This is a genomic window from Bacteroides sp. MSB163 (genome assembly GCF_036416795.1).
GTDB lineage: Bacteria > Bacteroidota > Bacteroidia > Bacteroidales > Bacteroidaceae > Bacteroides > Bacteroides maternus.
The window spans coordinates 2,392,771-2,405,000 of the sequence record NZ_CP143867.1 but is presented as its reverse complement, the minus strand read 5'-3'; the positions used below and the strand labels follow the sequence as shown (position 1 = coordinate 2,405,000).

Here is a 12,230-nt window from a genome sequence, read left to right as displayed (position 1 = left end):
TGCTCCCCTACCGATGTATAAACATCCCATAGCTTCGGTAAATTGCTTATGCCCGATTATTATCCACGCCAAACTCCTCGACTAGTGAGCTGTTACGCACTCTTTAAATGAATGGCTGCTTCCAAGCCAACATCCTAGCTGTCTTAGCAATCTGACTTCGTTAGATCAACTTAGCAATTATTTCGGGACCTTAGCTGATGGTCCGGATTGTTCTCCTTTAGGACATGGACCTTAGCACCCATGCCCTCACTCCTGATATAGAACTAATACGCATTCGGAGTTTGTCAAGACTTGATAGGCGGCGAAGCCCTCGCATCTTATCAGTCGCTCTACCTCATATTAGTATAAATCAAGGCTGCACCTAAATGCATTTCGGGGAGTACGAGCTATCTCCAAGTTTGATTAGCCTTTCACCCCCACCCTCAGCTCATCCGGAAGCTTTTCAACGCTTATCGGTTCGGTCCTCCAGACAGTGTTACCTGTCCTTCAACCTGGCCAAGGGTAGATCACTTGGTTTCGCGTCTACTCCTTCCGACTATCCGCCCTATTAAGACTCGCTTTCGCTTCGGCTGCAGATCTCAAGATCCTTAACCTTGCCGGAAAAAGTAACTCGTAGGTTCATTATGCAAAAGGCACGCCGTCACAGCTAAAAGCTGCTCCGACCGCTTGTAGGCGCATGGTTTCAGGGACTATTTCACTCTTCTGTTCGAAGTGCTTTTCACCTTTCCTTCACAGTACTGGTTCGCTATCGGTCTCTCGGGAGTATTTAGCCTTACCGGATGGTCCCGGCAGATTCACGCAAGATTCCTCGTGTCCCGCGCTACTCAGGATACCACTAGGGTTAAGTTAGCTTAGTATACCGGGTTATCACCGTCTATGACTGAACTTTCCAGATCATTCTACTCACTAACTGTCGTCCCACGACGTGGTCCTACAACCCCATACATGCCGTAACACATATGGTTTGGGCTGTTCCCCGTTCGCTCGCCACTACTAGGGGAATCATTATTTATTTTCTATTCCTACAGGTACTAAGATGTTTCAGTTCCCTGCGTTCGCCTCCATCATTAGATGGATAATATCTCTTCAAGATATTGGGTTGTCCCATTCGGAAATCCGCGGATCAAAGGTTATTTGCACCTACCCGCGGCTTATCGCAGCTTATCACGTCCTTCATCGCCTCCGAGAGCCAAGGCATCCGCCATGCGCCCTTACTTACTTTTAGTCTTACCTAGCCGTATGGCTCGATATATACTTTCAGCTTGTTATAACTTTACTTTTTTTTGTACATCATGTCAAAGATCGATTACCTAGAAAAGGTAGAGTGGAGAATAACGGATTCGAACCGTTGACCCCCTGCGTGCAAAGCAGGTGCTCTAGCCAGCTGAGCTAATCCCCCCCTTTTAATTACGAATTACTAAATAACAACTACAAGTCCGAACGGAGTAATTTTTATTCATAATTTGTAATTACTTAAAGAGTAGTCCCAGGCAGAGTTGAACTGCCGACCTCTACATTATCAGTGTAGCGCTCTAACCAACTGAGCTATAGGACTGTCAGTCAAACCCTCGCCTTGCGGCTCGGCTTCTTCTTTCTCTTATATTATATAAACAACTACGCGTAGTCCAAGAGGTTCTAATGGAAGTATCACAAAAGAACCAACCTCTAATATTTGTTTCAATCGTTTAATTGAATTTGAGCGCCGCTCCAGAAAGGAGGTGTTCCAGCCGCACCTTCCGGTACGGCTACCTTGTTACGACTTAGCCCCAATTACCAGTTTTACCCTAGGCCGCTCCTTACGGTTACGGACTTCAGGTACCCCCGGCTTTCATGGCTTGACGGGCGGTGTGTACAAGGCCCGGGAACGTATTCACCGCGCCGTGGCTGATGCGCGATTACTAGCGAATCCAGCTTCATGGAGTCGGGTTGCAGACTCCAATCCGAACTGAGAGAGGCTTTTGGGATTAGCATCACATCGCTGTGTAGCTGCCTTCTGTACCCCCCATTGTAACACGTGTGTAGCCCCGGACGTAAGGGCCGTGCTGATTTGACGTCATCCCCACCTTCCTCACATCTTACGACGGCAGTCTCTCTAGAGTCCTCAGCATGACCTGTTAGTAACTAAAGATAAGGGTTGCGCTCGTTATGGCACTTAAGCCGACACCTCACGGCACGAGCTGACGACAACCATGCAGCACCTTCACAACTGCCCGAAGGAAGATCTGTTTCCAAATCCGTCAGTTGCAATTTAAGCCCGGGTAAGGTTCCTCGCGTATCATCGAATTAAACCACATGTTCCTCCGCTTGTGCGGGCCCCCGTCAATTCCTTTGAGTTTCACCGTTGCCGGCGTACTCCCCAGGTGGAATACTTAATGCTTTCGCTTGGCCGCTTGCATTATATCGCAAACAGCGAGTATTCATCGTTTACTGTGTGGACTACCAGGGTATCTAATCCTGTTTGATACCCACACTTTCGAGCATCAGCGTCAGTTACAGTCCAGTAAGCTGCCTTCGCAATCGGAGTTCTTCGTGATATCTAAGCATTTCACCGCTACACCACGAATTCCGCCTACCTCTACTGCACTCAAGAAACCCAGTATCAACTGCAATTTTACGGTTGAGCCGCAAACTTTCACAACTGACTTAAGCTTCCGCCTACGCTCCCTTTAAACCCAATAAATCCGGATAACGCTCGGATCCTCCGTATTACCGCGGCTGCTGGCACGGAGTTAGCCGATCCTTATTCGTATGGTACATACAAAACAGTATACATACTGCACTTTATTCCCATATAAAAGAAGTTTACAACCCATAGGGCAGTCATCCTTCACGCTACTTGGCTGGTTCAGACTCTCGTCCATTGACCAATATTCCTCACTGCTGCCTCCCGTAGGAGTTTGGACCGTGTCTCAGTTCCAATGTGGGGGACCTTCCTCTCAGAACCCCTATCCATCGATGTCTTGGTGGGCCGTTACCCCGCCAACAAACTAATGGAACGCATCCCCATCGGTTATCGAAATTCTTTAATAACAAGAAGATGCCTTCTCGTTATACTATCCGGTATTAATCTTTCTTTCGAAAGGCTATCCCAGAATAACCGGTAGGTTGGATACGTGTTACTCACCCGTGCGCCGGTCGCCATCAGTCTATTGCTAGACCATGCTGCCCCTCGACTTGCATGTGTTAAGCCTGTAGCTAGCGTTCATCCTGAGCCAGGATCAAACTCTTCATTGTAAAAGTATTGTTATTACTAGTAAGAATACTAGTGATTTTGCTCTGTTCAGGACGCTCGGTTTATTAAAAGTCTTCAAATTACCTATATATATAAGTTACTTGACGGTTCTTTTTTTTATACCCAGAATGTACGCTTGGTTATTAATTATTCATTACTAACCATTGTAGCATTCTGCTCTTGTACTACTTGTATTGTTTATGTAAATTCTTCAAAGATCGCTTCTTTTCAAAACTGCTTTTCTTTTCAGAAAGCGGATGCAAAGGTAAGAACTTTTAAGCATATCTTCCAAATAATTTCAGAAGTTTTTTTTCTTTTTTCTTTTTCTCGTCGTCTCTCTTTGCGAAAGGGAGATAAAAGAGGAAAGAGAAAGGAGTTCTTAACAACACCGGTTTCCTAATCAGCAAGTCAATTATCGATTGCCTTCGTTTGGAAAGCGGGCGCAAAGGTAAGAACTTTATCACATATCTTCCAAATGTTTCCGGAAGTTTTTTTTCTTTTTTCTTTTAAAATGCTGTATTCTTGGTTGGAATTAAGCCCAAAGAAAAGAAAAACGGTGGAGTTCCTACGCCGTTTCTGTCAGAATGTCAATTGCAAGGCTTACCGTCTCTTGGAAAGCGGATGCAAAAGTAGGGCATATTACGATTCAATCCAAATATATCTATCACTTTTTCACCATATTTCTGAAACAATTTCGTAAATGGCTGATTGATAAGGATGTTGTAGAACATAAATTTGAAAGGAAGTATGAAAGGGGGTGGAAGGGGATACATTATATATATACGTGCGCGTAACATGTGCGCGTAGACGGAGGCGGGAAAGAGGGAAAATAGGGATATGCGGGTACGAGGAAAAGAAAAGAACAGGGGAAGAAGGGGCTGACAGGTAAGAAAAGAAAGATGAGCTCACCTACCACCTCCCCCCTACGGGGTACTCCTCCTCCCGGGAGAAGGAGAAATGAATAGAAATAGAAAGGGAGGGCATACAAAAAAAGACGGAGCTCCTCACGAAACTCCGTACTCACAAGATGAAAAGGATAAAAAAAACAATATATACTGGTTAGATGAGGTATTAGTTATCAAGTTAGGTCTTTATTTCTTTTTGGAGAAGAGTAAATGCCAGAAAGAAGGCCAAAATTCAAATCGGCTACTGAGCGTAGACTTATAGTCTTCCACTATTTTCTGGTGCAACGAGTTCAAACGATCGGTAAGCTCTATCATTTTATCTAAATCAGCTTTTAGCTTAGCCTCCCACTGAACATGCAAATAATTCTCCTCCCGCAGATCATCATTCCTTTTTGCTAATCGGGAATTCTCCTGGTAAATCCAGTCTAAATGCCCTCTCGGAATTCGCTCAATAGTTTCATCGTCAGGATAGGATTGTATCGATTTTAATTCAAGAGCTCTATCGAGTTCGTCAGTATCCACCAGTGGGTCCGGATCTTCAAAAGGATCCCTCTTTAAAGAAGAGATTGTCAAATAATTGAGCCGAATCCTTTCCCGGATTAACTCCTCAGATACGCCGTATTTTTCGGCAGCTGCTTGTATAGAAAGCCAATTAGCCATATAGTATTTGATTAATAAGTTTAAAATCAACCCTATACGGCTAATAATATATTAGTGGTACGGGGCATTACCAATCCCAACAGTCAGGTATGTGGCGCACCCTTGACACAGGACGAGTAAGCCCGTACCAATGACTGATACAGGCTACGCTCATCCGGGCATCAATTAAATTGCCACATTTAGACTGTTCCGGAAGAGGACATGACATATTATATAAGATATCATCATGTCAAATAGTTCAGTTGCAAAGATACGTTTTTTTTCACATTCAACAACAAAAGCATTCATTTGTTTCGAATTTCATCAAAAAATATTCTCTAAAAACCGTTGAGTACCTATTCTTGTTTTCCTCAGTCAAACCAGCTTTTGCCATATTCATAGCGAGTATCCCTACCCTTCCACACTACCGAAACGCCCGATTCATCGGGGTTAGCGGGTGGAAGGGATATTTTCGGACAAAGAAATGACCGCATAATAATTCCCATAACGGCTACGTGAGCGGGAAAATCCCAATGGCGCCAACAATTGGGCAAACGCATTCGAATTAACTCCCCGCATGGCGGCCGGATTCTGTCTCTTCAAAACCTTGAAAATGTCTGCCGCGGAAAGGCGTTGCACCATTTCATCCCGATCTTCGGCTGTGGCAGGACGGAAACAGGCATAAAGCACTTCTTCCATTATGCTGCGACGCTGAAACATCTTATTATGCTCCTTCAATTCATGTTCTTCTTCTGCCGTAAACCAATATCGGGCACCCTTCAGAAGCTCCTGCTTCAACTGGGCATAGATTTGTTTGTGCACAATGCGGGAACAATCTATCTTCCCCTTCACTTCCACACAAAGAAAACGCCGGCTTCCCGTAGGATCGGATAATAAATCGAAACGGTTGCTTGTGCCTATGAAAGAGGCGATACGCGACAGGTTGCGATAGTTTCTCTGATAGGCTTTACAAAGGTTCAGCTCCGCCATCTGCATCAGATTCTTCAGCAAAGGCATTTTAGAAGCGGGATATTTATCGAACTCGTCGAGATTCAGCAGACCCATTTCCGACATTTTTCGGGTAACGTTTCCTTTTGAAGTCAACTCCACTTCATCCGAATAGTAACGTGACAGGGTTTCAGGCATTAAACTCTTGCAAAAGGTAGATTTCAAACAGCCTTGTTCCGTACTGATAAGGATAGGAGCCACACTGTTAGCATGCTTTCCCGTTATGCCCAGCCATTGTGCAGTAAGGGCAAGCAGCCATATATGGAAGTGTTTTATCCACAATGGATCAGAAGAAACACGGTGCGCCAATGCTTCGAGACGGTCAATACCATCCCAGGCCGGAAGTTCGTCCAGATACAGAAGGAAAGGATGATAACCGGGTACACTGGTAGAATAGAGATAACGACTGATGTCTTTATCCCAACAGGCAATGCCCCGTGCATGCGCTTCGAGGCAGAAAGAATTCAGTTCCCGCCTGCCCACAGGTGCAAAAGGTTCTCCTCTCCCATCTGCCGGACGGTATTCGGTTTCTTCCGTCAGCAAATTATAACGAAAATCGTAGGTAGATTGCAGGAAGCGGTTTACCTGATCCGTCAGACTAACCGGCACGTTCTTTACACGTTCCGCAACAGGATGGTTTGTGGAAGGTGTAACGGTAATATCCGTGTGCTCCACAATAGATTCCGGCTGATTTGCCAGCACTTTTTTTCTTCTCTCCAACTTTCAAAAAAAGAGGTAATGAATCGCATTAATTTTGTCTTCATAATTCTGTTACTATTTTAGTGATTAATGCTACGAAGTTAGCATCATAAAAGGCCTGTTTGCAAACGTTTCAGAGAAATCCGTTCAACTAATCAGCGCTAGTAAAGCAGGTATATATCGTTGTGATTTCACATATGGGATCATCGTCTTTTGCATAAGGCATCCGCAGCGTTTGATTATAGTCAGCAGGCTTACTGATTACTGTCAGCAAGCTTGTTGATTGCAATCAGCAAACCTGCCGACTATAATCAAACGATATGAATGGTTCGTTCAAAATTTGCTCTTCCCTTATATATATGGTACATTTGCATCATCAATTGTAAAACGACAAGCAATGGCAATACTTTTTGAATGGTATGAGACTCCGGTACCGAACAATGAAACGGACGAAACTGAGAAAACAACGATCCATGCACGCATCACCCTCAATGGAAAAGTAGGAACCGACGAAATCCGCCGAAAAATACAGAAACGCAGCTCGCTGACTGAAACTGATGTGTCGGCAGTGCTCGACGCGCTTTCTCATGTGATGGGCGAGGAATTATCGGAAGGGCGGCAAGTACATCTGGATGGTATCGGCTATTTCTACCCCACACTGAAAAGTGAAAAAGGAATCACAAGGGAGACGGACCGGAAAAATGAAAAGGTGAGATTGAAAGGTATCAAGTTCCGTGCCGACCGTGCGCTGAAGGACGAGGTGGGCAACGTGAAACTGAAAAACTTCAGGCACAGCGGGCACTCCGGTAAACTGTCCGATGTAGAGATAGATATGCGGCTGAAAGCGTATTTTGCAGAACATCAACTGATGACACGTGCCGATTTCCAGCGTATATGCGGCTTTATGCGGTCGAAAGCTGCGGAGCACCTGAAACGGCTGAATGCGGAAGGAAAGATAGAAAATATAGGAAGGAAGACGCAACCGATATATGTGCCGGCGGCAGGATATTATGGAGTCAGCCGGGAGCGGCTCGTAACGAGATAAGTCAGCAAAAAGAACACCCTTCCACACGCTATGCCCGATGAATAAAGGGACGCAGCGGTGTGGAAGGGGGCATATGTTATTCTTCTATTACTTTATACACCTGTTCGCAAATACTCTTCATTCCTTTTATGGAGGGATGTCCCCACTGTTTGTCAATATCGCGCAGGCGGATATTGGTTACTCCGTAATGGCGGCAGATTTCATCCATAGAAGTGGTTACATCTTCCGACAGTTCGGTGTTCGTGATATTATAGATTCGGGTATCCGGATAGCGCTTAGTCAGATAGCCCATCAGTCGGCAGAAGGCAGGACGGAAGTTGTAAAGATCGGCTTTAGTCCAATCTGCATACTGGTAGCTGCCGACAGGGGCTTTCGCCCAACTGTCGTTCGTACCGCCAAAGACCAGGAGAACATCAGGATTACCCAGGTTGTCCATACGCGTTACGAAGGAACGATCCGAGTAATCCGCTTTCTCATAACCGGTGTGGCAAACGGTTGAACCGGAATAGGAATTATTACGCTCCATCTGATAACCGTGCTCATTGATAAGAAGATACCACCAGGTATCCTCCACCCGCTTCACATCATTCTCTCTCTTTTCTTCCGGTACGCCATACCAACAGAGGTTGGTGTCGGGAGTGACATAACCGTAATATGTAGAATAAGAGTCTCCAAGGATGGAGAGTTTCTTTTGGGCAAAAGAAACTGAAACCGAAGTGAAGAGAATCGCTACAAATAATAAGAAAGAGTTGCGTTTCATGATAAATGTATTTTTTGTATGCAAATGTATTGAAAATAATTCATAGGTACAGCCATACTAAACTTTCTTTCTGCACAACACAATAAGGATTGTTGTAGTAATATCTCCTGCCGCCACAGCAAGCCAGATGCCCGTCACTCCCAACCATGCAGGAAGTACGAAGAAGAACAAGACCGGCAATATGCCACGCAGCAACGTAAGCCTCATTGCCAGGTTAATACGTTCAATACTGGTATAATACCCTATTGTGATTACATTTATCCCGAAAAAAATGTAATCGACAGCAAACAGAGGCAGACCGGCAACCGCATACTGCCAGGCATGACTTGTCCGGTCCGGCAAGAACAGAGAAACGATATCACCGGAGAAACAGACAAACACTCCACTAATCACCAAAGCAAACACAACGGCGGAAACAATGCATAAACGCAACGCTTTATTGGACCGCAATAACTGTCCGCAACCATAATTGTAACTGACAATGGGTTGTGCCGACTGAACCATAGCGTTAAACACCATGAAAATAATAGGGAACAGATAGCAGACAATGCTATAAGCCGCTACCCCATCCGTTCCGAGATGGCTCATAAACACATAATTGCCTGCAATAGCCATGACAGCAATCGTTATTTCACTCAAACAGGATGAAACACCCAGTTTCAGCATATACCATGTATTCCTCAGTGTCAGGCGGATGCTCTTGATGCTCATCTTCAACCTGGCAAACCGAACCGATACGGAGGGACGAAGCAGATAACCCAAGAGTAAAAGTGTTCCCACCAATTCTCCCAAATCAGTGGCGATAGCAGCACCGAACAATCCCCACTCAAAAACAAAGATAAAGATATAATCGAGCAAGATATTGACAACAGTAGCCGCCAGCATAGCCCACATGGCAAAGTTAGGATTCGTCAGGCGTACAAAGAACGGCAATGCCACCAGTAAGACCGTGGACGGAATGGATATGGAGAACCAAAACAGATATTCCGCTGACAATTCCGTCAGATGCCCTTCGGCTCCTAATAAGGTTACTACAGTTTCGGGGAACACAGTCAATAGTATTCCCATAATGATACTGACAATCGTCAGCATGACGATTGACTGCGTGACATTGATATTAGCGACCACCAATTTGCCACGAGACAGATTAATGGAAGCAAGAATTCCTCCACCCATACCGAACATCAGTCCCAACCCGGCCGCTATCATAAAAATAGGCGCCGCAATATTCACCGCGGCAATGGCATCACTACCTATTCCGCGTCCTACGAATATCCCGTCGACAACAGTGAACAATGCGGATGATACCATACCCAGCAACGTGGGGAAGAGTTGTTTTGTAAACAACTTACTCACACTCATGTTTTTGAAGTCCAAATTATCCCTTTGCATATCTCATTGTTTTTAAAAAAGCGGGGCAAAGGTAGGCTTCATAAATTTGCTGATACTTAACAAATGGTAATTAAAACATTTGCATTATCTTTGTCTCTCAATACATTATATAAGTAGTTGAATTATGAAAACTTCTCTCAACATTTTCCTCCTATTCCTGATCCTGTGTGCCTCATGCGGTAGCCGGAAAGCGAACGACAACAAGGAAACGGCAGTCCAGGCAGACACCGTAAAAAAATTCACGCTCCCCCTTATACCAACCATGCTGAACACTCCCGAATTGCGTGCGGACTATCTGGTACGGCACTATTGGGACAATATGGATTTTACCGATACCACTTATATCAACCTTCCGGATGTTACGGAACAAGCATGGGTGGACTTTATAGATATCCTGAAGATAGTACCGGACACTACTGCGATAACTGCCATAAAGCAAATGTATAAGATGGCAGATCAGAAGAAAGTCGTATTCTTCTATTATACGGACTTAGCAGAAAAATATCTGTATGATCCGAATTCTCCGATGCGGAATGAAGAATTTTACATTCCGGTACTGGACGCCATGCTGGAAAGTAAAGTATTGAATGATACGGAGAAAATACTTCCGCAAGGACGCCGGGAACTGGCAGAACAGAATCGTATCGGAAGGCCGGCAGAAGATTTCACCTATACACTGCTGTCCGGAAAAAGCGGTACGCTCTACGGAGTGAAAGCAAAATATACGCTGCTGTTTATCAACAATCCGGGATGTCATGCTTGTGAAGAAGGCATAGAAGCACTGAAACAGGCGCCTGCCATCAACAAGGAGTTTGCAGCAGGAAGTCTAAAGATACTGGCTATTTATCCGGATGAAGATAAGGAAGAATGGGAAAGACACCTACCGGATTTCCCCAAAGAATGGATAAACGGGTATGATAAAAAACTCGTTATAAAGGAAAAGAATCTGTATGACCTGAAAGCGATACCTACCCTGTATCTATTGGATAAAGACAAAAAAGTACTGCTGAAAGATGCAACGGTGGCACAGATTGACCAGTACCTGAATAAGTGATCACTAAAAATATCCCCTCTCACCACTCCACTTCGTGAAGGATAAAAGGGGATGAAGAAACGAGAGAAGAGAGAGTATATGATTTATTCTTTATTCCCTGCCACCACCTAAGGCTTGGTAGAGATTGATAATTCCCTGTATCTCATCGAAGCGGTCGGCTATCTGCGTCAGTTGGGCAGAGAGCAACGATTGCTGGGCGGTAAGTACTTCCAGATAAGTGGAGTTGCCATGTTTCATCAACAATTGCGTGCTGCGCACTGCAGTTTCCAATGAAGTGATTTGTCCGTCGCGCAACTCTGTTTTACCGCGGGCCACCTGCACTTGGGTAAGGGCATTATTCACTTCACTTCCTGCATTCAGCAGAGCCTGCTGGAAAGAAAGTTTAGCTTCTTCCTGTTGGGCTTTGGCTATTTTCAACTGTGCCATGTTTAATCCTTTATTAAATAAAGGTTGTGTCAGTGAACCAACTGCAGAGAGTAACAGCTTACCCGGGTTGATAATCATGCTTCCGGCAGAATTTGTCCAACCTGCCGTACCTCCCAAAGTGATGGAAGGATAAAAGGCTGAACGTGCCGCATTGGTACTATAAAAGGCCTGTGCCAGCGAGAGTTCCGCACTCTTCACGTCGGGACGACGGGAGAGTAACTGCAAAGGTACGCCAACGGTAAGTTCTTCCGGGAAATTTTGTCCCTGTAGCTTTCCACGTTCGATGGCGTCGGGCACATCACCCAGTAAAATAGAAAGTGAATTCTCCACTTCACGGATTTGCTGTTTAAGGTCGAGCAAAGAGGCTTCTACCATATAACAGTTTGCTTCGGTCTGGGCTACTCCGGCCTCATCCGTCATACCTGCTGCTTTCATGGCACGTATTGTCTTCACGCTCTCACGCCACTTGGCGGCAGTTTCGGCAGAGACGTTATATTGTGCATCGAGCATTAATAAGGTATAATACATATTTGCCACATTGGCTATCAACGAAGTAGTGACAGCCTGTTCGTACTCCAGGCTCTGAAGGTACAAAGCTTTCGCACGGCGTTTCGCATTGGTCAGTTTACCGAAAATATCAATTTCCCAACTGGCGGATGCTATGCTGCTATACGTCCAGGAACCTTTTGATTTATCAAAGCTACTGACACCTCCCTGCGGAGTCAACATAAAAGAAGGCAGATAGGCCAGACGGGCGGATGACAGAGTGGCTTCCGCTTCTTTGATACGCCACTGAGCGGACTGCAAGTCAGTATTGCCTTGCAGTGCATGCTCAATGAGAGATTGTAGTTGCGGGTCGGTAAACAACTCGCGCCAGGAGAGAGAGGCGATAGAGGCGGTGTCTTCCACCTCTACATCCTGCCCGTAAAGTCCGTCGGTCTTGACTTCGGGACGTTCATATTTGATATAGATGCCGCAACTACTCAACAGCAAGGCTGCGACAGCTAAAGTGATGATTTGTTTCTTCATTACTATAATATTATTTGTATATGACAATTTATTTAAATGAA

General features: G+C 45.1%; 7 protein-coding genes, 2 tRNA genes and 2 rRNA genes (1 of these 11 running past the window's edge). 2 read left to right on the top strand and 9 right to left on the bottom strand.

What is annotated here, in order from left to right; genetic code table 11:
• The 6 genes from VYM24_RS08555 to VYM24_RS08530 form a co-directional block, all read right to left on the bottom strand.
• Positions 1-1,225 (bottom strand): 23S ribosomal RNA (locus tag VYM24_RS08555) (it extends 1,658 nt beyond the left edge of the window).
• Between the two features lie 100 nt (positions 1,226-1,325).
• Positions 1,326-1,399: transfer RNA gene (locus VYM24_RS08550), tRNA-Ala, on the bottom strand.
• Between the two features lie 82 nt (positions 1,400-1,481).
• Positions 1,482-1,555: transfer RNA gene (locus VYM24_RS08545), tRNA-Ile, on the bottom strand.
• 156 nt (positions 1,556-1,711) lie between these two features.
• Positions 1,712-3,234: ribosomal RNA gene (locus VYM24_RS08540) — 16S ribosomal RNA — on the bottom strand.
• The 16S and 23S rRNA genes sit together here with 2 tRNA genes alongside, the layout of an rRNA operon.
• A gap of 1,089 nt (positions 3,235-4,323) precedes the next feature.
• Complete coding sequence (locus VYM24_RS08535) at positions 4,324-4,797, bottom strand: hypothetical protein (RefSeq protein ID WP_044272243.1); 474 nt, start codon at positions 4,795-4,797, stop codon at positions 4,324-4,326.
• A gap of 429 nt (positions 4,798-5,226) precedes the next feature.
• A complete protein-coding gene (locus tag VYM24_RS08530) occupies positions 5,227-6,444 on the bottom strand; it encodes a VapE domain-containing protein (RefSeq protein WP_425286653.1) in 1,218 nt (405 codons plus the stop codon).
• A 436-nt stretch (positions 6,445-6,880) separates the two neighbouring features.
• On the opposite strand from VYM24_RS08530, the gene VYM24_RS08525 reads away from it, so the two are divergent.
• Positions 6,881-7,528 carry an HU family DNA-binding protein gene (locus tag VYM24_RS08525; protein ID WP_044272238.1) on the top strand — a complete coding sequence of 216 codons (648 nt, stop codon included), beginning with the start codon at positions 6,881-6,883 and terminating at the stop codon, positions 7,526-7,528.
• 76 nt (positions 7,529-7,604) lie between these two features.
• On the opposite strand, the gene VYM24_RS08520 is transcribed toward VYM24_RS08525, so the two are convergent.
• Positions 7,605-8,288, bottom strand: a complete 684-nt coding sequence (locus VYM24_RS08520; RefSeq protein ID WP_299089007.1) for an SGNH/GDSL hydrolase family protein — start codon at positions 8,286-8,288, stop codon at positions 7,605-7,607.
• Positions 8,289-8,345: 57 nt separating this feature from the next.
• Positions 8,346-9,680 (bottom strand): MATE family efflux transporter, encoded by a 1,335-nt coding sequence (locus VYM24_RS08515; RefSeq protein ID WP_330941950.1) that lies wholly within the window; start codon positions 9,678-9,680, stop codon positions 8,346-8,348.
• A gap of 124 nt (positions 9,681-9,804) precedes the next feature.
• Here VYM24_RS08515 and VYM24_RS08510 point away from each other — a divergent pair, with 124 nt between their 5' ends.
• Positions 9,805-10,734 (top strand): DUF5106 domain-containing protein, encoded by a 930-nt coding sequence (locus tag VYM24_RS08510; RefSeq protein WP_044272234.1) that lies wholly within the window; start codon positions 9,805-9,807, stop codon positions 10,732-10,734.
• 90 nt (positions 10,735-10,824) lie between these two features.
• On the opposite strand, the gene VYM24_RS08505 is transcribed toward VYM24_RS08510, so the two are convergent.
• Positions 10,825-12,189 (bottom strand): TolC family protein, encoded by a 1,365-nt coding sequence (locus tag VYM24_RS08505; protein ID WP_330941949.1) that lies wholly within the window; start codon positions 12,187-12,189, stop codon positions 10,825-10,827.
• Positions 12,190-12,230: the final 41 nt, after the last annotated feature.

What these genes read in the sequence shown, in the direction of transcription:
- VYM24_RS08535 (WP_044272243.1), bottom strand. Translation starts at nt 4,797, where the DNA reads ATGGCTAATTGGCTTTCTATACAAGCAGCTGCCGAAAAATACGGCGTA.
- VYM24_RS08525 (WP_044272238.1), top strand. Translation starts at nt 6,881, where the DNA reads ATGGCAATACTTTTTGAATGGTATGAGACTCCGGTACCGAACAATGAA.
- VYM24_RS08520 (WP_299089007.1), bottom strand. Translation starts at nt 8,288, where the DNA reads ATGAAACGCAACTCTTTCTTATTATTTGTAGCGATTCTCTTCACTTCG.
- VYM24_RS08515 (WP_330941950.1), bottom strand. Translation starts at nt 9,680, where the DNA reads ATGCAAAGGGATAATTTGGACTTCAAAAACATGAGTGTGAGTAAGTTG.
- VYM24_RS08510 (WP_044272234.1), top strand. Translation starts at nt 9,805, where the DNA reads ATGAAAACTTCTCTCAACATTTTCCTCCTATTCCTGATCCTGTGTGCC.
- VYM24_RS08505 (WP_330941949.1), bottom strand. Translation starts at nt 12,189, where the DNA reads ATGAAGAAACAAATCATCACTTTAGCTGTCGCAGCCTTGCTGTTGAGT.